Annotated in this window: 16 protein-coding genes and 1 tRNA gene; 11 read left to right on the top strand and 6 right to left on the bottom strand. The window is 66.1% G+C overall.

Annotated elements, in window-relative coordinates:
* Positions 1 to 74: 74 nt before the first annotated feature.
* A tRNA-Leu gene (locus J2X92_RS12175) sits at positions 75 to 159 on the bottom strand.
* A gap of 67 nt (positions 160 to 226) precedes the next feature.
* On the opposite strand from J2X92_RS12175, the gene cysM reads away from it, so the two are divergent.
* From cysM to J2X92_RS12160, 3 genes are read left to right on the top strand one after another with little or no spacing between them, the layout of a single operon-like run.
* Complete coding sequence (gene cysM, locus J2X92_RS12170; protein ID WP_307575997.1) at positions 227 to 1129, top strand: cysteine synthase CysM; 903 nt, start codon at positions 227 to 229, stop codon at positions 1127 to 1129.
* A gap of 15 nt (positions 1130 to 1144) precedes the next feature.
* On the top strand, positions 1145 to 1723 hold the full coding sequence (locus tag J2X92_RS12165; protein WP_307575995.1) for an NUDIX hydrolase: 579 nt from the start codon (positions 1145 to 1147) through the stop codon (positions 1721 to 1723).
* On the top strand, positions 1713 to 1940 hold the full coding sequence (locus J2X92_RS12160; RefSeq protein ID WP_055803945.1) for a sulfurtransferase TusA family protein: 228 nt from the start codon (positions 1713 to 1715) through the stop codon (positions 1938 to 1940). The genes J2X92_RS12165 and J2X92_RS12160 overlap by 11 nt, the downstream gene beginning before the upstream one ends.
* 38 nt (positions 1941 to 1978) lie before the next feature.
* Here the strand turns inward: J2X92_RS12160 and galU are convergent, their stop codons facing one another.
* Positions 1979 to 2869: a UTP--glucose-1-phosphate uridylyltransferase GalU gene (gene galU / locus J2X92_RS12155; protein WP_307575993.1), complete on the bottom strand. Its 891-nt coding sequence runs from the start codon at positions 2867 to 2869 to the stop codon at positions 1979 to 1981.
* Positions 2870 to 2979: 110 nt separating this feature from the next.
* Positions 2980 to 5877, bottom strand: a complete 2898-nt coding sequence (locus tag J2X92_RS12150) for a valine--tRNA ligase (protein ID WP_307575991.1) — start codon at positions 5875 to 5877, stop codon at positions 2980 to 2982.
* A gap of 117 nt (positions 5878 to 5994) precedes the next feature.
* Here J2X92_RS12150 and yaaA point away from each other — a divergent pair, with 117 nt between their 5' ends.
* The 6 genes from yaaA (at position 5995) to J2X92_RS12120 (ending at position 11418) form a co-directional block, all read left to right on the top strand.
* Positions 5995 to 6777, top strand: a complete 783-nt coding sequence (yaaA, locus tag J2X92_RS12145; RefSeq protein ID WP_307575990.1) for a peroxide stress protein YaaA — start codon at positions 5995 to 5997, stop codon at positions 6775 to 6777.
* Between the two features lies 1 nt (position 6778).
* Positions 6779 to 7621: a 2OG-Fe(II) oxygenase gene (locus J2X92_RS12140; protein WP_307575989.1), complete on the top strand. Its 843-nt coding sequence runs from the start codon at positions 6779 to 6781 to the stop codon at positions 7619 to 7621.
* 13 nt (positions 7622 to 7634) lie between these two features.
* On the top strand, positions 7635 to 8534 hold the full coding sequence (locus J2X92_RS12135) for an alpha/beta fold hydrolase (protein ID WP_307575987.1): 900 nt from the start codon (positions 7635 to 7637) through the stop codon (positions 8532 to 8534).
* The gene (gene queF, locus J2X92_RS12130) at positions 8531 to 9406 is read left to right on the top strand and encodes an NADPH-dependent 7-cyano-7-deazaguanine reductase QueF (protein ID WP_307575985.1); all 876 of its coding nucleotides are present in this window, start codon (positions 8531 to 8533) and stop codon (positions 9404 to 9406) included. The genes J2X92_RS12135 and queF overlap by 4 nt, the downstream gene beginning before the upstream one ends.
* Positions 9407 to 9520: 114 nt before the next feature.
* Positions 9521 to 10426 (top strand): SDR family NAD(P)-dependent oxidoreductase, encoded by a 906-nt coding sequence (locus J2X92_RS12125; protein WP_307575983.1) that lies wholly within the window; start codon positions 9521 to 9523, stop codon positions 10424 to 10426.
* Between the two features lie 101 nt (positions 10427 to 10527).
* A complete protein-coding gene (locus J2X92_RS12120) occupies positions 10528 to 11418 on the top strand; it encodes a LysR substrate-binding domain-containing protein (RefSeq protein ID WP_307575981.1) in 891 nt (296 codons plus the stop codon).
* 21 nt (positions 11419 to 11439) lie between these two features.
* On the opposite strand, the gene J2X92_RS12115 is transcribed toward J2X92_RS12120, so the two are convergent.
* From J2X92_RS12115 to J2X92_RS12105, 3 genes are read right to left on the bottom strand one after another with little or no spacing between them, the layout of a single operon-like run.
* A complete protein-coding gene (locus tag J2X92_RS12115; protein ID WP_307575980.1) occupies positions 11440 to 12801 on the bottom strand; it encodes an MmgE/PrpD family protein in 1362 nt (453 codons plus the stop codon).
* A gap of 9 nt (positions 12802 to 12810) precedes the next feature.
* Positions 12811 to 13974, bottom strand: coding sequence for an acyl-CoA dehydrogenase family protein (locus tag J2X92_RS12110; protein ID WP_055803976.1), 1164 nt, complete (start codon positions 13972 to 13974; stop codon positions 12811 to 12813).
* Between the two features lie 5 nt (positions 13975 to 13979).
* Positions 13980 to 14765, bottom strand: coding sequence for a citryl-CoA lyase (locus J2X92_RS12105; RefSeq protein WP_307575978.1), 786 nt, complete (start codon positions 14763 to 14765; stop codon positions 13980 to 13982).
* Between the two features lie 106 nt (positions 14766 to 14871).
* Here J2X92_RS12105 and J2X92_RS12100 point away from each other — a divergent pair, with 106 nt between their 5' ends.
* Together J2X92_RS12100 and J2X92_RS12095 are read left to right on the top strand one after the other, a co-directional pair.
* Complete coding sequence (locus J2X92_RS12100; RefSeq protein ID WP_307575977.1) at positions 14872 to 17199, top strand: acyl-CoA dehydrogenase; 2328 nt, start codon at positions 14872 to 14874, stop codon at positions 17197 to 17199.
* Between the two features lie 43 nt (positions 17200 to 17242).
* On the top strand, positions 17243 to 18226 hold the full coding sequence (locus J2X92_RS12095; RefSeq protein ID WP_307575975.1) for a Bug family tripartite tricarboxylate transporter substrate binding protein: 984 nt from the start codon (positions 17243 to 17245) through the stop codon (positions 18224 to 18226).

Here is an 18226-nt window from a genome sequence, read left to right as displayed (position 1 = left end):
CCGCTGGTGTCGCCCCCGGTAGGGGGTTGGCGAAGCGACACGAAGTGCGCGTAGCTTGGGGGCGAGTCAAAGTATGGTGCCCGGGGCCGGAATCGAACCGGCACACCTTTCGGTGGGGGATTTTGAGTCCCCTGCGTCTACCAATTTCACCACCCGGGCAGGGTTCTGAAGCAAGCCCAAAATTATGGCACAGTGGGAAGATGACTTGCCCCCACGCTCATTACTTATGAATTATCCGACGATCGAAGACGCCATCGGCAAGACCCCCTTGGTGGCACTGCAACGCATCGACGCCGCCGAAAACGCCAAGCGCGGCAACGTGATCCTCGGCAAGCTGGAAGGCAACAATCCCGCCGGCTCGGTAAAAGACCGTCCGGCGCTCTCGATGATCAAGCGCGCCGAGGAGCGCGGCGAGATCAAGCCTGGCGACACGCTGATCGAAGCCACCTCTGGCAACACCGGCATCGCGCTGGCCATGGCCGCGGCCATCAAGGGCTACCGCATGGTGCTGATCATGCCGGAGGACCTGTCCGTGGAGCGCGCACAGACCATGAAGGCCTTCGGCGCCGAGCTGGTGCTCACGCCAAAGAGCGGTGGCATGGAATACGCGCGCGACCTTGCCGAGCAGATGGTGGCGCAGGGCAAGGGCCGCGTGCTCGACCAGTTCGCCAATGCGGACAACCCGCGCATCCACTACGAGACCACCGGCCCCGAGATCTGGGCCGACACCAAGGGCAAGATCACGCATTTCGTGAGCGCCATGGGCACCACCGGCACCATCACCGGCGTCTCGCGCTTCTTGAAGGAAAAGAATCCCGCGGTGCGCATCATCGGCGCGCAGCCGGCCGAAGGGTCGCGCATTCCGGGCATCCGCAAATGGCCCACCGAATACCTGCCCAAGATCTACGAGCCGAGCCGCGTCGATGAAGAAATCAGCGTGAGCCAGGACAACGCCGAAGAGATGTGCCGGCGCCTCGCGCGCGAAGAGGGCATCTTCGGCGGCATCTCCGCGGCCGGTGCACTCTGGGTCGCGCTCGAAGTGGCCAAGACCGTGGAGAACGCCACCATCGTGTTCGTCGTGTGCGACCGCGGCGATCGCTATCTTTCGACCGGCGTGTTCCCCGCCTGACAGAGCCACGACCTCATGCCCCATCCCAAGTTCTGCCAGGCCTGCGCCACGCCCCTCGAATGGATCGCGCTGATGGAAGACGGCGGCCCCAAGGAGCGGCTGCGTTGCCCCTCCTGCGGCCACACGCATTGGAACAATCCCACGCCCGTGCTGGCTGCCATCGTCGAGTACCGCGGCCAGGTGCTGCTGGCGCGCAATGCGGCATGGCCGGCCAAGATGTATGCGCTGATCACCGGCTTCATGGAGGCCGGCGAAACGCCCGAGGAAGGCATTGCGCGCGAGGTGAAGGAAGAAACCAACCTCGACGTGGGCGCGGCCAAGCTCGTCGGTGCGTACGACTTTCAGCGCATGAACCAGATCATCATCGCCTACCACGTGGTGGCCGATGGCGACGTCAGGCTCTCGCCCGAGCTCGTGGACTATCGCCTCTACGACCTGCCCGACCTCAAGTGCTGGCCCGCCGGCACCGGCTATGCGCTGGCCGACTGGCTGCGCACGCGCGGCCACGAGCCCGTGTTCTTCACCGCGGCCGAAAACGAAGCGCGGCGCCGCGGACTCGTGCTGCCGCCCGAGGAGCCCAAGCATGGAAGTTGATCGCGAAATCGATACGCGCGGGCTGAACTGTCCGCTGCCCATTCTCAAGGCGAAGAAGTCGCTCAACGACATGGCGAGCGGTCAGTTGCTCAAGGTGGTGTCAACCGACCCCGGCTCGGTGCGCGACTTTCAGGCCTTTGCGCGCCAGACCGGCAACGAGCTGGTCGAGCAGCAGACCATCGGCAGCGACTTCATCCATGTGCTGAAGAGGCGCTGAACCCATAGAAAAAAAGGGCCCCGTCGGGGCCCTTGTCTTCAGAGCTCCAGGCTCTTTAGATACTCGCGGAATTGCGCGCCCACTTCAGGGTGCGCCAGCGCAAGCTCCACCGAGGCTTGCAGAAAGCCTTCCTTGCTGCCGCAGTCGTAGCGGATGCCCTTGTAGGCATAGGCGTAGACCGCTTCCTTCTTCATCAGCGCCGCAATGCCGTCGGTGAGCTGGATCTCGCCGCCTGCGCCCTTGGGCTGGTTGCGAATTTCATCGAACACGCCGGGCGTGAGGATGTAGCGGCCCGCCACACCGAGCCGCGAGGGCGCCTCGTCCGGCGAGGGCTTCTCGACCATGCGATCGACCTTCACGAGATCGTCGCCGATGGACTCGCCCGCCACGATGCCGTAGCGCTTCACGTGCTCGAGCGGCACTTCCTGCACCGCGAGTACTGAAGCACCGAGCTTGCCGAAGGCGGCCGTCATCTGTGCGAGCACCGGTTCGCCGCCCACGGGTCCGACCATCAGGTCATCGGCCAGCAGCACGGCGAAGGGCTCGTTGCCCACCAGGTGTTCGGCGCACAGCACTGCATGGCCCAAGCCCAGCATGCGCGGCTGGCGCACGTAAGAGCAGGTCATGTCGTCGGGCATCACCGAGCGCGCGATGTTGAGCAACTCGTGCTTGCCGCTCGCCTCGAGCTGGCTCTCGAGTTCGTAGGCGGTGTCGTAGTGATCTTCGATGGCACGTTTGTTTCGGCCCGTTACGAAAATCATGTCGCGAATGCCCGCCGCGTAGGCTTCCTCAACCGCGTACTGGATGAGTGGCTTGTCGACAACCGGCAGCATTTCCTTTGGCTGCGCCTTGGTGGCGGGCAGAAAGCGGGTGCCGAAACCTGCAACAGGAAATACGGCCTTGCGAATGCGTGTCGAGGGAATGGGCATGGACAATTTGGGCGTCTGTTCGTTCAGTTGAAGAAGAAGGTTTTAGGAGTCAAGAAACGGTACCGAAGTACCGCTTTTGTCATCCTAAACCCTGACCCGATCCATGTGTGTCAGCCAAGGCGCACAAGCTGATCGCGAAGACGTTCCAAGGTTGCACTGAAATCGCCCAGGCGCTTGCGCTCCTGTTCGATGACAGCCGGTGGTGCCTTAGCTACAAAGGCTTCATTGCCGAGCTTGCCGTTCACTTTCAGGATCTCGCCTTCGATGCGAGCAATTTCCTTGCCTATTCGCGCACGCTCGGCAGCCTTGTCGATCTCCATGTGCAGGCACAGGCGCGCCGTGCCGACCACGGCCACTGGCGCCGCTTCGGCCGCCGCCGACCATGACGCCTCGTCGTCGAAGACTTTCACTTCCTTGAGCTTGGCAAGCGCTTGCAGCACCGGCGCCGCATCGCGCAGGAACGCCGCGCCTTCGGCATCGTCGGCCACCGCGTAGAGCGGCAGCCGCACGGCAGGCGACACGTTCATTTCGCCGCGCAGCGTGCGGCACGCATCCACCAGCGCCTTCAGCCGCGCCACGTGGGCCTCGGCTGCTTCGTCGATCTTCTCGGGCTGGCTCTTCGGGTACGCCGCCACCATGATCGATTCGCCCTCGCGTCCTGCGACGGGCGCGACCTTCTGCCACAACTCTTCCGTGATGAATGGAATCACCGGATGCGCAAGGCGCAGCAGTGCTTCGAGCGTGCGGATCAGCGTGCGGCGCGTGGCGCGTTTTTGCGAATCGTCGCCGGTCTGGATCTGCACCTTGGCAATCTCAAGGTACCAGTCGCAGAACTCATCCCACGCAAACTGGTAGATGGCGTTGGCCACGTTGTCGAGCCGGTATTCCTCGAAGCCCTTGGCCACTTCGGCCTCGACGCGTTGCAGCTGCGAGGCAATCCAGAAGTCGGCGCGGCTGAATTTGAGGTAGCCGTGGGCCGGTCCGCCGACCGCGCACTCTTCCTTGGTGTGCTCGCGCAGGCCGCAGTCCTGCCCTTCGCAATTCATCAGCACGAAGCGCGTGGCGTTCCAGAGCTTGTTGCAGAAGTTGCGGTAACCCTCGCAGCGCTTGCTGTCGAAGTTGATGCTGCGGCCGAGCGACGCGAGCGACGCGAACGTGAAGCGCAGCGCATCGGCGCCAAAGGCCGGAATGCCTTCGGGAAATTCCTTCTGCGTGTTCTTGCGCACCGCGGGTGCGGTCTCGGGCTTGCGCAGACCTTGCGTGCGCTTGTCGAGCAGCTCGGGCAATGCGATGCCGTCGATCAGGTCGACCGGGTCGAGCACGTTGCCTTCGGACTTGCTCATCTTCTTGCCTTGCGCATCGCGCACCAGGCCGTGGATGTACACGTCCTTGAATGGCACCTTGCCAGTGAAATGCTTGGTCATCATGATCATCCGGGCGACCCAGAAGAAGATGATGTCGTAGCCCGTGACCAGTACACTCGAAGGCAGGTACAGCTCCAGATCCTTCGTCTTCTCGGGCCAGCCGAGCGAAGAGAAGGGCACCAGCGCCGACGAATACCAGGTGTCGAGCACGTCTTCGTCGCGGCGCAGCTTCTTGCCCGGGGCCTTGGCCTTTGCCTCGGCCTCGTCGTGCGCAACGTACACGTTGCCTTCGTCGTCATACCAGGCCGGGATCTGATGGCCCCACCAGAGCTGGCGCGAGATGGTCCAGTCCTGGATGTTCTCCATCCAGTGGTTGTAGGTGTTGACCCAGTTCTCGGGCACGAAGCGCACCTCGCCGGTCTTCACCACGTCGATGGCCTTCTGCGCGATCGACTGGCCGTCGGCGCCGGGCCGCGTCATGGCCACGTACCACTGGTCGGTGAGCATCGGCTCGACGATGGCGCCCGAGCGCGCGCAGCGCGGCACCATCAGCTTGTGCTTCTTCACCTCGACCAGCAGGCCGAGTGCATCGAGGTCGGCCACGATGGCCTTGCGCGCGACGAAGCGGTCCATGCCGCGGTATTTTTCGGGCGCGTTGTCGTTGATGGTGGCGTCCAGCGTGAGGATGCCGATCATTTCGAGCTTGTGGCGCTGGCCGACGGCGTAGTCGTTGTAGTCGTGCGCGGGCGTGACCTTGACAACGCCGGTACCGAACTCCTTGTCGACGTAGTCGTCGGCAATGATCGGGATCAGCCGGTCCACCAGCGGCAGCTTCACGCGCTGGCCGATCAGGTGCTTGTAGCGCACGTCTTCGGGGTGAACCATCACGGCCGTGTCGCCGAGCATGGTTTCAGGACGGGTGGTGGCCACGGTCAGCGTGGCGCTGCCGTCCTCGAGCGGATAGGCGATGTGCCAGAGCGAGCCGTCTTCCTCTTCGCTTTCCACTTCGAGGTCGCTCACCGAAGTCTTGAGCACCGGGTCCCAGTTGCCCAGGCGCTTGCCGCGGTAGATCAGGCCTTCTTCATAAAGCGAGACGAAGGTTTGCGTCACGACCGTCGAGAGGTCGTCGTCCATGGTGAAGTATTCGCGGCTCCAGTCGACCGTGTCGCCCATGCGGCGCATCTGGCTGGTGATGGTGTTGCCGCTCTTTTCCTTCCACTCCCACACCTTGGCGACGAAGTTCTTGCGTGCCTCGGCGGGCGTCGGGCCCATGTCGTGGCGGCTGATCTTCTGTTCCTGCAGCTGCCGTTCCACCACGATCTGCGTCGCGATGCCCGCATGGTCGGTGCCCGGCACCCACAGGGTGTTGTCGCCCTTCATGCGGTGGTAGCGCGCGAGGCTGTCCATGATGGTCTGGTTGAACGCATGCCCCATGTGCAGCGTGCCCGTCACGTTGGGCGGCGGCAACTGAATCGCGAACGAATCGGCGCCTTCCTTAGGCTCCTGGGTGCCGCGGAAGCCGGCCTTGGCGTAGCCGCGCTTCTCCCACTCCGGGCCCCAGTGCGCCTCGATGGCGGCGGGTTCGAACGATTTGGACAGGCTGTCCAGACCAGGCTGGGCGGAAGGGGTGGTGGATTCGCTCATTGGAGATGCAGGGAGATGCAGAACGGCGCCTTCGGTGGAGCCGTGGAGACAAGGGTGGGATAGCCGGCGATTTTACCGGGGCGGCCCCGGGCGAGCCCCACCCCACATAATTCCGGGATGCTCTTCTTGCTTTCCCCTGCGAAGTCGCTCGACTACGACACCCCCGTTCCCGCCGAAATCCCCGCCACCCAACCCCATTTCGAATCCCCGCGCGGCCCTTCGGTCGAACTGATCAAGCTGCTGCGCGAGAAGTCGCCGCTGCAGATTTCGGAGCTCATGCACCTGTCGGACAAGCTCTCCGCCCTCAACGTGGCGCGCTACCAGGCCTGGGCCGGCAAGAGCACGCCTAAAAACGCCAGACAGGCGGCCTTTGCGTTCGACGGCGACGTGTACGGCGGCCTCGATGCCCGCTCGCTCACGCCCACGGAGCTGGCCTGGGCGCAGGAGCATGTGTGCATCCTGAGCGGCCTCTATGGGCTGCTGCGTCCACTGGACCTGCTGCAGCCCTACCGGCTCGAAATGGGCACGCCGCTCGCCAACCGCCACGGCAAGGACCTGTATGCCTTTTGGGGCTCGCGCATTGCGGAGCACCTCAACGAGCGGCTGGCGGCAGACCGCACGCCCGTCGTGGTCAATGTCGCCTCGCAGGAATACTTCAAGTCGGTGGACAGGAAGGCGCTCAAGGCCCGCGTGGTCGAATGCGTGTTCGAGGAATGGAAGGGCGAGAAATACAAGATCGTGAGCTTCTACGCCAAGCGCGCCCGCGGACTGCTCGCGCGCTGGGCGGTGCTGCACAAGGCTGCCACGCCCAAGGCGCTGGAAAAATTCGATCTCGAGGGTTATGGTTTCGATGCCAGCGTATCGACAGCCGAAAGGCTGGTGTTCAGGAGGAAGGCTTGAGATGTCACAGGCGATCAGTCCCGAGCTGAGGGAGTGGCTGGTGTCGCAGCTCGCGGCGGGGCATTCGGTGCCCGCGCTGCGCGCGTCGATGCGCGCAGCCGGCTGGCAGGACTCGGCCACTGACCTCGCGCTGGCCCAGCTCGAGGCCGGCTTTCCCCACTTGGAAGTGGCTGCGAAGACACCGCGCACCCACATGCCCGGCCCCGACCTCGAAGGCGCGCCGCTCTACATCGATGCCGGCGACCGACGGGTGCAGGTGCTGCACACCATGCGGCATCCGCGCGTGGTGGTGTTCGGCAACCTGCTCTCGCCCGAGGAATGCGAAGGCCTGATTGCCGCAGCCCGGGTGCGTCTGGCGCGCTCGCTCACCGTCGAAACGCGCACCGGCGGCGAAGTGCTGAATGTCGACCGCACCAGCGAAGGCATGTTTTTCGAGCGCGGCGAGAACGACATCGTCTCGCGCCTGGAAAAGCGCATTGCCGCATTGCTGCGCTGGCCAGTCGAATTCGGCGAAGGCCTGCAGATCCTGCGCTATGCGCCCGGCGCCCAGTACCGCCCGCACTACGACTACTTCGACCCGGGCGAGCCCGGCACGCCCACCATCCTCAAGCGCGGCGGCCAGCGCGTGGCCACGCTCGTGATGTACCTGCAGGAGCCCGAGCAGGGCGGTGCCACCACCTTCCCCGACGTCGGCCTGGAAGTGGCACCCGTGCGCGGCACCGGCGTGTTCTTCAGCTACGACGAGCCCGACCCCGCCACCCGCACGCTGCATGGCGGCGCGCCCGTGCTCGCGGGCGAGAAGTGGGTTGCCACCAAGTGGCTGCGCGAGCGCGAATTCAAATAGCCGCAAGGAACCGATGAAAGTCACCGCCAACGGGCTGCAAATCGAAGTCGACGATACCGGCGGCGAGGGACGCCCCGTAGTCCTGCTCATCATGGGCCTGGGCATGCAGCTGGTCGCGTGGCCGAACGGCTTCGTACAGCAACTGGTCGACGCGGGCTTTCGCGTGGTGCGCCACGACAACCGCGACATTGGCCTCAGCCAGGGCTTCGACCATGTCGGTACCGGCAACATCGTCTGGGAAACCGTTCGCCACCGCCTCGGCCTGAAGGTGCGCTCGGCCTACACCCTGCAGGACATGACGCAGGACTCGATCGGCGTGCTCGATGCGCTGGGCATCGCCAAGGCCCACGTTGTCGGGGCCTCCATGGGCGGCATGATCGCGCAGCGCTTGGCCGCCAGTGCGCCGCATCGCACCGCCAGCCTCGTGAGCATCATGAGTTCGAGCGGCGCGCGCGGCTTGCCCGGTCCGCGCCGCGAGGTGACCGCCATGCTCATGCGCAGGCCCCTGGGCCGCAGCGAGGCCGAACTCGTGGCGCACAGCGTCAAGCTTCTGCGCCTGATCCAGAGCCCGGCGTATCCGCAAACCGACGAGGAACTGGCCGAACGCCTCACCTTCAGCATGCGCCGTTCGTACCGTCCGGCCGGCCTGATGCGGCAGATGCTCGCCATTGGCGCCGATGAAGATCGCCCGCAGATCCTGCCGCGCATCCAGAGACCGACGCTGGTGCTGCACGGCGAAGCCGACGCCCTCGTGCCCATTGCCTGCGGCAAGGATTCGGCGGAGCGCATTCCGGGCTCGAAGTTCATCGCAATTCCCGGCATGGGCCACGACCTGCCGCCCCAGGTCTGCACCATCCTCGCCAACCACATCGCCCCGTTCGCGCATGCCGTGGACGCCAAGGACAAGCAATGAGCCTCGACAACGCCCCCGACAACCCGAACACGCCCGAGCAGTCGCAACTGGGCCGTGCCTCGGCCTACGCAGACAAGTACGACGCCTCGCTGCTGTTTCCGATTTCGCGCGCCACCCAGCGCGAGGCCATGGGCATTACCGGCGCTGTGCTGCCCTTCTTCGGCGCCGATCTCTGGACCGCCTTCGAGGTGAGCTGGCTCAACCTGCGCGGCAAGCCGCAACTGGCCATCGCGCACTTCACCATTCCCTGCGAAACGCCCAACATCATCGAGAGCAAGTCGTTCAAGCTGTACCTCAACAGCTTCAACAGCACCGCTTTCGCGAGCCTCGATGCCGTGCGCGAACGCCTGCGCACCGACCTGTCCCAAGCGCTCTGGCGCGGCAGCGACCAGTCCGCCGGCGTCGGCGTGAAGCTGCTGGCGCCCGACATGTTCGACCGCGAGCCGGTGCACGAACTCGACGGCCTCGACCTCGACCGGCTCGACATCGAGTGCACCCACTACCAGCCCGCGCCCGAGCTGCTGTCCAGCGACACCACCCAGCCGCCGGTGAACGAAACCCTCACCAGCCGCCTGCTCAAGAGCAATTGCCTCGTCACCGGCCAGCCCGACTGGGGCGGCGTGCAGATCCGCTACAGCGGCCCGGCCATCGACCAGGCCGGCCTCCTGGCGTACATCGTGAGCTTTCGCAACCACAACGAGTTCCACGAACCCTGCGTCGAGCGCATGTTCACCGACATCTGGCGCCGGTGCCAGCCCAACAAGCTCGCGGTGTATGCGCGCTACACGCGGCGTGGCGGGCTCGACATCAATCCCTTCCGCACCAGCTGGCCGCAGGCGCTGCCGCCCAACATCCGCACCGCGCGGCAATAAGCAGAGCACGCGCAGGCGAAGCCCCTCTTCGGAATTCAGAAACTCGCAACCGCGCGCCTGTGGCATTCTGGATCCGCCCGTGAACCGCGGGCGGATTTCCCGGAGCAGACACACATGGTTGAAGGAAAAGTAGTCGTCGTCACCGGCGCGGGCGGCGGCATCGGGCGCGACATCGCGCTGGCCATGGCCAGCCACGGCGCCAAGGTGGTGGTGAACGACATCGGCGCCGCGCTCGACGGCGAGGGCGGCAGCGCCGGCCCCGCGCAGCAGGTGGTCGACGAGATCCGCGCCGCGGGCGGCCAGGCCGTGCCCAACACCGACAGCGTGGCCGATGCGGCCAGCGCGGCGCGTATCGTCGAATGCGCGGTCGAGAGCTTCGGCCGCATCGACGCCGTGATCAATAACGCCGGCATCCTGCGCGACCGCTTCTTCCACAAGATGTCGGTCGACGAATGGGACGCCGTGATCAAGGTGCACCTCTACGGCGCCTACTACGTGAGCCGCGCGGCGGCCACGCACTTCAAGGAGCAGAACTCGGGCGCGCTGGTGCACATGACGTCGACTTCGGGTCTCATCGGCAACTACGGCCAGGCCAACTACGCGGCGGCCAAGCTCGGGATCGCGGCACTGTCGAAGTCCATTGCGCTCGACATGCTCAAGTTCAACGTGCGCTCCAACTGCATTGCGCCCTTTGCGTGGAGCCGCATGATCGGCGCGATTCCTACCGACACCGACGAGCAGCGCGCCCGTGTCGACAAGATCAAGCAGATGACGCCCGCCAAGGTGGCGCCGCTCGCGGTGTATCTGGCGAGCGAGGCGGCCAGCGCGGTCAACGGCCAGATCTTTTCGGTGCGCAACAACGAAATTTCGCTCATCAGCCAGCCGCGGCCGGTGCGCTCCATTCACCGTTCCGAGGGCTGGACGCCCGAGAGCATTGCCGAGCACGCCATGCCCGCCATGCGCGCGAGCTTCTATCCGCTGGACCGCTCGGCGGACGTGTTCAGCTGGGACCCTGTTTGAGGCCCTGAGGCCAGGCCGCTGAGGTCAAACCCTGAGGCCGGCGCACCCGGCGCCATTCGCCGGACAATGTGCGCTTCTATCTCTTGTGGCGCGCTTGTCCGGTGAACCTGCATTTCGACCTGTTCGACCTGAAACTGTTCGTCTACGTGGCCGAGGCGCGCAGCCTCACGCGCGGCGCCGAAAAAGCCTGCATCTCGCTAGCGGCCGCCTCCACGCGCATCAAGCAGATGGAAGAAGCCGTGGGCGGCAAGCTGCTGCACCGCAGCGCGCAGGGCGTGAGCCTCACGGCCGCGGGCCAGGCGGTGCTCTATCACGCCAAGCGCGTGATGCAGCAGATGGAGCACCTGCGTTGCGACATGCAGGACTTCGGCAAGGGCATCAAGGGCCACGTGCGCGTGTTCGCCAACACCACCTCCATCACCGAATACCTGCCGCAGAAGCTGGCCGGCTTTCTCACGCAGCATCCGGCCGTGCAGGTGGACCTGCGTGAATACCTGAGCGAAGAAATCGTGCGAGCGGTGGCCGACGGCGAGGCCGACATCGGCATCCTGGCCGGCGACGTTCACACCGGCGAGTTTGATGCACGCCCCTTCGGCCGCAACCAGCTCGTGCTGGTGGTGCCCGTCACTCACCACCTTGCGGGCGCACCCGCGGTGGCCTTTGCCGACACGCTCGACGAGCAGCACGTGGGCCTGCACCACGGCAGCGCCATTCACCGCTTTTTGCAGCGCCGCGCCGAGCTGGCCGGCCGCGGTTTCAACCCGCGCATCCAGGTCAGCAGCTTCGAGGCGATCTGCCTGATGATCGAGGCGGGCGTGGGCGTCGGCGTGCTGCCGGCGTCATCCGCGCAGCGGCTGTCGATGGCGATGCGAATCTCGATTGTCGCGCTCAGCGATGCGTGGGCGGAGCGCGAACTCAAGCTCATTGCGCGCGACCGCGAACAACTGCCGGCCTCGGCGCGCGAGCTGTTCGACCATCTCATCGCGCCTTAGCTGGCGCTTGCCGCGCTGCCTTCAGGGCAACCAGCGCTCGACGCGCGGTGCGTCGGCCAGTTGCCAGATGCGCTGGCACAATGCCTTGGCTTCGTCAGCCGTGGCGCCTTCGCCGTAGTGCGTCAGGCGCTGCATCTTGTCCTCGATCTCGGCGCGGCTCAGGGTGTTTCCGGGGTCGCCCTTGGGCTCGTCGACACGGCCTTGCAGCGTGCGGCCGTCGTGGGTCTGTACGCTGACCTTGCCAATCCAGCGCGCGGGGTACGCCGTGTCGACCTCGGCATCGAGTTCCATCGCCACTTTGTCGCGGAACGCGGCCACCTCGGGCGCGAGAAAGTCGCGGTCGAATTCGCCCAGACCCGCGCGGCCGTGTACCGCGATGAGGCCGAGCACGGTCCCCATCGAGAACTTGCCTTGGTGCACCGTCGCGGGTACGGTGACGCGGCCCAGCACGTCGATGGCACCCTGGTGCACATGCGTAGTCACGCGAGCTACGTCATCGTGCTTCAGGTTGTTCTGCGCCATCACCTGCAGCAGCGCGTCGGCTGCGGGATGCGTGTGTCGGCAGGAGGCGTGGTACTTGAACGAGGTTTCGGCCAACGCCCAGCGCGTGCCGAGGCGGTCGGCGAGCTTCGCGGGATCGGCGTCGCTCGACATACCCACGCCGAGGCCTTGCGCACCTTCGAGCACCTTGGCTGCTCCGGTGAAGCCGTCCTGCGCAAGATAGGCCGACATTAGTCCGCTGGCAGCCGCATGCGCGCAGTGCAGCTGCTTGGAATCGGCCGCATCGCGCAAGAACTCCCACACTCCGGCGGACTGCGTGCCGGCCGAACCGAAAGCGTGCAGCATCTGCTGCGGCGTGAGCTTCAACAGGCTGCCCACCGCAGCTGCGGCAGCCAGCGTGCCGGCGGTCGCGGTGGTGTGAAAGGTCCTGTAGTGCGAGCGGCCGAGAAATTCACCCACGCGGATGCCGACTTCGTAGCCCGCGACCACCGCGGTCAGCAACTGCGCACCGCTTGCACCGATGCTCTGCGCTACGGCCAGCGCAGGCGCGATGACCACGGCCGCGGGATGGAAGACCGAGCCGTTGTGCACGTCGTCCTGTTCCACGTAGTGCGAGGCTGCCGCGTTCACGAGCGCGGCAAACACCGGCGAGCTGGTGCGGCGCGAGGTAAGTATTTCGCTCGGTCCATCGACGGGCCCCATCATCTGCGCGAAGCGTTCGATGCTGCGCACCGGCCGCGCCGTGCGGGCTGCAAGCACGGAGCCCAGCCAGTCGAGCATCAGGTCTTCGGTGCGGCGCAGCACGGGTGCGGGAATGTCCGCGATCTTCAACTCGGCTGCGAAGGTGGCCAGTGTCTGGCTGGGATGATTCGATGAAGTCATGAGGAGCCTTCAGAACGAACGGGGCAGGCCGAGCATGTGTTCGGCGACGTAGCTGAGGATCAAGTTCGTCGAGATCGGCGCCACTTGGTAGAGCCGCGTCTCGCGGAACTTGCGCTCGATGTCGTATTCGCACGCAAAGCCGAAGCCGCCATGGAACTGCAGGCAGGCATTGGCCGCCTCCCAGCTGGCCTTGGCCGCGAGGTATTTCGCCATGTTGGCCTGCGCGCCGCAGGGCTCGCGTGCATCGAACAGGCGGCAGGCTTCGTAGCGCATGAGATTCGCGGCCTCGATCTCGATGAAGGCCTCGGCAATCGGAAACTGCACGCCCTGGTTCTGCCCGATGGGCCGGCCGAACACCACGCGCTCCTTGGTGTAGGCCGTTACCTTGTCGATGAACCAGTAGCCGTCGCCGATGCACTCCGCCGCGATCAGCGTGCGCTCGGCGTTGAGTCCGTCGAGGATGTACTTGAAGCCCTGGCCTTCTTCGCCGATCAGGTTCTCGGCCGGGATCTCGAGGTTCTCGAAGAAGAGTTCGTTGGTCTCGTGGTTCACCATGTTCAGAATGGGCCTCACCGTCATGCCGTTGCCAATGGCTTCGCGCAGGTCGACGATGAAGATCGACATGCCTTCGGACTTTTTCTTCACGTCCGCGAGCGGGGTGGTGCGTGCCAGCAAGATCATCAGGTCCGAATGCTGGATGCGCGAGATCCACACCTTCTGCCCATTGATGACGTAGCGGTCGCCCTTCTTCACGGCCGTGGTCTTGATCTTGGTGGTGTCGGTGCCGGTGCTGGGCTCGGTCACGCCCATCGACTGCAGGCGCAGTTCGCCGGTGGCAATGCGCGGCAGGTAGTTGCGCTTTTGCGCCTCGCTGCCGTGGCGCAGCAGCGTGCCCATGTTGTACATCTGGCCGTGGCAGGCACCCGAGTTGCCGCCCGCGCGGTTGATCTCTTCCATGATCACCGAGGCTTCGGTGAGCCCCAGGCCGGAGCCGCCGTACTCCTGTGGAATGAGCGCGGCCATCCAGCCGGCCTTGGTGAGCGCGTCGACGAACTCGGCGGGGTAGCCGCGCGCCTCGTCGACCTTGCGGAAGTATTCGTTCGGGAACTGCGCGCACAGGTCGCGCACGGCGTCGCGAATGTCGGCAAAGCGGGTGTCGTTGTGGCTGTTCATCTCGTTCAATCCTGGCGCGGGCCGCCGGCTTCCTTCTCTACACGTTGCCAGATCTCGATCGCCATCGGGTCGTCGATCTCCTCGAGGATGTGGCCCACGAGCCCGATGGCGCGCGCCATCACGCCGAAGCCGCGAATGATCTTCCACGAAAAGCCGAACTCGGCGGCAATCGCGCCGATGGCGCCGGTGGCATTGATGGGCAGCGACTTGCCCGAAACGCGCTCGGCCTCCAGCTGCACCGCCTGCATCAGCGCGACGTAATGTCCGGAAAGGCCGTTCTCCTCGGCAATCTGGAACAGTCGCGGCGTGCGCGGGTCGATGGGCTTGTGCAGCGGATGCCCGAGGCCCGGCACGATCTGCTTGCGCGCGCGGTGGTCGGCGACGATCTCCTGCGCCATCTCGGCGAGCGGCCGCGTTGGTTTTTCGCCGAAGGGAATGGCTTCGTAGAGCATCTTCGCCGCGCCCTCGGTGCTGCCCACGAACACGCTGCCCAGCCCGCACAGGCCGGCGGCCACGGCGGCCTGCAAGGCTTCGGGCGCGCCCGCATAAGTGAGGCGCGCGGCCAGCGCGCTCGGCGTGACGCCATGCTCGACCAGCGTGACGACGATGGCGTTGAAGGTGACGGATTCCTGCGGCGTCGGGATGCGGCCGGTGAGCTCCAGGAAGGCCATGTCACCGAGATTGAGGTGGCCGAGGATCTCGGAGGGCAGGTCGCGCCCGCGCACGGTGATCTTGTCGGGCGTGCTGTGGCCGAGTTCGGTGTGCAGGGATTTCTTGATCTTTGTAGGCATGCGCCGAATCTATGCCGCCGGCGCGTGAGGCGGTTCTGTGTTTGCGAAACCCTCCCTTCGGCAAATGCAAATGCCGCGCGGCGAGACGTTCTGTCACGCTGCGGCGATGGACATCGAATCACTCTCCGCCATGCGCGATGCCGCGCTCGACTACTTCGTTCGCAGCCGTTCGGTCCAGCGCCGGCGCGAGCGCATGGAGCGGCCCGATGCCGACGAGGCGCAGGGCTGGAGCGCCATCGCCGAGCTGGGGTGGACCGGCATGCTCGCCCCCGAATCCGCGGGCGGCCTGGGCCTGGATCTCGCGGGCGCGGCACAAATTCTCCGGGCCGCGGGCGAGCACGTCGCGCCAGAGCCGCTGCTTGCGGTGGCCGGACTCAGTGCGCTGTTGCTCGCACGGCTCGGCACGCCGCGCGCAGACGCGCTGCTGGCGGAATTGGTGGCGGGCCGCAGCCTGCCGGCGCTGGCCTGGCAGGAGAGCGCGGGCGACCTGAGCGCCGTACCCCTGGCCTGCGGCTGCGAGCCGCGCGCGGGGCATGCTGGCGGCATGCTGCTGCAGGGCGAAAAGCTCATGGCGCTGCCCGGCGCCGCGGCGAGCGGCTGGCTGGTGTCGGCGCGCGGCAGCGACGATGCGGTGCTGCTGTGGGTGCCGCGTGGCACCGCTGGCGTGAGCGAAACGATGGTGCCGCTGATGGATGGTGGCTGGGCCGCGAACCTGCGCTTCGAGCAAGTGGCGCTGCCGGCGGAATCGGTATTGGGCGAAAGCCCCGCCGCGCAGGACGCATTGCGCCAAGCGCTCGCAGCCGGCCAGATCCTGCAGGCGGCCGAGCTGCTGGGCGTGGGGCAGGCCATGCTCGCGCAGACGCTGGCGTATCTGCGCACCCGTTCGCAGTTCGGCAAGCCCATCGGCAGCTTCCAGGCGCTGCAGCACCGCTGCGTGGACATGTTCATTCATCTCGAAGTGGCAGAGGCCGCGCTCGACGAGGTGTTGGCACTGGCCGGCCAGGCGCTCACCGCCGAACGGCTCGAGGCCGAAGCCAGCCGCATCAATGCCCGCTGCACTGCCGCGGCTCTGCAGGCCTCGCGCACAGCAGTCCAGTTGCATGGCGCCATCGGCTACACGCAGGAGTGCGACCTGAGCCTGTACTACAAGCGCACGCTGTGCCTCGCGGCGTGGCTAGGCAATGTCGCTGCGCACCAGCGCCGCCATGCCGCGCTGGCCGACGGCGCGGAAGCGCGCACCAGCACCGCGGCATGGGAGGGCGAGTTTCCTCGCCAGGTCGACTGGGCTGCGATGCCAGAAACCGAATTCCGGCGCATGGTGCGCGCCTTTCTGCAGCAGCGCTATCCGCAGCATTTGCGTTACCTCTCGCATCGCGCGCGCTGGAGCGAAATCCGCGAGTGGTATCTCACGCTGTCGGGGCAAGGCTGGATCGCGCCGGCCTGGCCCCAGGCTCATGGCGGCATGGGGCTGCCCGCCGACAAGCTCATTGCATGGATCGAGGAGCTCGAGCAGTACGGTGTCGCACGCGCGCCGGACCAGGGCATCGTGATGATCGGCCCGCTCTTGATCCAGCATGGCACGCCCGAACAGCAGCAGCGCTTTCTGCCGCGCATCCTCCGCGGCGAGCATGTGTGGTGCCAGGGCTATTCGGAGCCCAACGCGGGTTCCGACCTGGCCGGGCTGCGCACAGAGGCCATAGCCGGGCGCGACGCCGAGGGCGATCACTTCATCGTCAACGGCCAGAAGATCTGGACCACGCTCGCGCAGGACGCCAACCACATCTTCATGCTCGTGCGCACCGACAAGGCCGCGCGCAAGCAGGAGGGCATCAGCTTCCTGCTGTGCGACCTGCGCACGCCGGGCATCACGGTGCGCCCCATCCACACGCTCGCGGGTGAGCCCGAGTTCTGCGAGGTGTTCTTCGACAACGTGCGCGTGCCGGCCGAGAACCTCGTGGGCCAGCTGCACGGCGGCTGGACCATTGCGAAGGCGCTGCTGGGCTTCGAGCGCATCTTCCTCGGCAGCCCCAAGCAGTCGCAGTACGCGCTGGGCCAGCTTGCGCGGCTGGCAGAGGCGCGGCGCCTCTTTGCGGACCCGGTATTCGCGCAGCGCTTTGCCGCACTGCGGCTCGACGTGCTCGACCTGTCGGCGGCGTACACCGGCTTTGCCGACATGGTGCGTGCGGGCAAGCCGTTGCCGGCGTCGGTGTCGCTGTTGAAGATCTGGGCCAGCGAAACCTACCACCGCATTGGCGCATTGCTGGTCGAGGCGGGCGAAGAGCAGGGCGCCGTTGCCGGCGACCAAGTGCTCGACGGCCAGAGCTTCAACCTGCTGTCCCCGCTGATCGGCTCGACGGCCGCAATGATCTACGGCGGCACCAACGAGATACAGCGCAACATCCTCGCGCGGCAGGTGCTCGATCTGCCGATGTGAACGACGCGAGCGGCTGAAGAAATACACAACAGGAGACAACCCCATGCAATCGATCAACTTCACACGGCGCCATGCCATGGCCGCGCTGGCCGCCAGCGCATTCGGCGCCGCGTTGCCTTCGCGCGCCCTGGCACAGCAGCTGCCGCCACTCATCAAGCTGGTGGTCGGTTACTCCGCAGGTGGTCCGGTCGACGGCGCCGCGCGCCTGCTCGCGCCGGCGCTCGCCCAGGAACTCGGCACGCAGGTCATCGTGGACAACCGCCCCGGCGCCAGCGGCTCGGTGGGCGGCGATGCGGTGGCCAAGGGCGCGTCCGACGGCGCCCTGCTTTTCTTCGGCGCGAGTCCCACCATCACCATCAATCCGAACATCCAGCGCAAGATGCCCTTCGACCCGATGAAGGACCTGACCCCCATCGCGCCGCTGGTCGACTACACCAACGTGCTCGTGGTCAACAAGGACTTGCCCGTGCAGAACGTCGCCGAACTGCTGGCCTATGCGAAGGCACAGCCGGGCAAACTGTTCTATGGCTCGGCCGGCATTGGTGCATCGAACCACCTGAGCGGCGCGCTGCTCGAGAAGATGACCGGCGTGCAGCTGACGCACGTGCCGTACAAGGGCAGCGCGCCCGCGCTGGCCGACGTGATGGGCGGCACAGTGCCCATGATGTTCGACATCATCGCCACCTCGCGGCCCTTCATCCAGTCGGGCAAGCTGCGCGCCCTGGCCGTCACCTCGCGCCAGCGCAACCGCATGCTGCCCGATGTGCCGACCATGATCGAGTCGGGCGTGGCTGGCTACGACGTGGGCGGCTGGTTCGGCCTCTACGGACCCGCGCGCATGGACCCGGCGCTGGTGGCCCGCATCAACGCCGCCGCACACAAGGCGCTGGCGCGCGAGGACATTGCCAACCGCCTGCGCGAACAGGGCTACGAGGTCTGGACCGGCGGTGCGGACCTGCTCGCGGCCAAGGGCCAGGCCGACCGCAAGCTCTGGGCCACGGCGTCCAAGGGCATCGAGGCGGAATAG

Source organism: Variovorax paradoxus, from assembly GCF_030811855.1.
GTDB classification, from domain to species: Bacteria; Pseudomonadota; Gammaproteobacteria; order Burkholderiales; family Burkholderiaceae_C; genus Variovorax; species Variovorax paradoxus_L.
This window is presented reverse-complemented; position numbering and strand designations above follow the sequence as displayed.

What these genes read in the sequence shown, in the direction of transcription:
- cysM (WP_307575997.1), top strand. Translation starts at nt 227, where the DNA reads ATGAATTATCCGACGATCGAAGACGCCATCGGCAAGACCCCCTTGGTG.
- J2X92_RS12165 (WP_307575995.1), top strand. Translation starts at nt 1,145, where the DNA reads ATGCCCCATCCCAAGTTCTGCCAGGCCTGCGCCACGCCCCTCGAATGG.
- J2X92_RS12160 (WP_055803945.1), top strand. Translation starts at nt 1,713, where the DNA reads ATGGAAGTTGATCGCGAAATCGATACGCGCGGGCTGAACTGTCCGCTG.
- galU (WP_307575993.1), bottom strand. Translation starts at nt 2,869, where the DNA reads ATGCCCATTCCCTCGACACGCATTCGCAAGGCCGTATTTCCTGTTGCA.
- J2X92_RS12150 (WP_307575991.1), bottom strand. Translation starts at nt 5,877, where the DNA reads ATGAGCGAATCCACCACCCCTTCCGCCCAGCCTGGTCTGGACAGCCTG.
- yaaA (WP_307575990.1), top strand. Translation starts at nt 5,995, where the DNA reads ATGCTCTTCTTGCTTTCCCCTGCGAAGTCGCTCGACTACGACACCCCC.
- J2X92_RS12140 (WP_307575989.1), top strand. Translation starts at nt 6,779, where the DNA reads ATGTCACAGGCGATCAGTCCCGAGCTGAGGGAGTGGCTGGTGTCGCAG.
- J2X92_RS12135 (WP_307575987.1), top strand. Translation starts at nt 7,635, where the DNA reads ATGAAAGTCACCGCCAACGGGCTGCAAATCGAAGTCGACGATACCGGC.
- queF (WP_307575985.1), top strand. Translation starts at nt 8,531, where the DNA reads ATGAGCCTCGACAACGCCCCCGACAACCCGAACACGCCCGAGCAGTCG.
- J2X92_RS12125 (WP_307575983.1), top strand. Translation starts at nt 9,521, where the DNA reads ATGGTTGAAGGAAAAGTAGTCGTCGTCACCGGCGCGGGCGGCGGCATC.
- J2X92_RS12115 (WP_307575980.1), bottom strand. Translation starts at nt 12,801, where the DNA reads ATGACTTCATCGAATCATCCCAGCCAGACACTGGCCACCTTCGCAGCC.
- J2X92_RS12110 (WP_055803976.1), bottom strand. Translation starts at nt 13,974, where the DNA reads ATGAACAGCCACAACGACACCCGCTTTGCCGACATTCGCGACGCCGTG.
- J2X92_RS12105 (WP_307575978.1), bottom strand. Translation starts at nt 14,765, where the DNA reads ATGCCTACAAAGATCAAGAAATCCCTGCACACCGAACTCGGCCACAGC.
- J2X92_RS12100 (WP_307575977.1), top strand. Translation starts at nt 14,872, where the DNA reads ATGGACATCGAATCACTCTCCGCCATGCGCGATGCCGCGCTCGACTAC.
- J2X92_RS12095 (WP_307575975.1), top strand. Translation starts at nt 17,243, where the DNA reads ATGCAATCGATCAACTTCACACGGCGCCATGCCATGGCCGCGCTGGCC.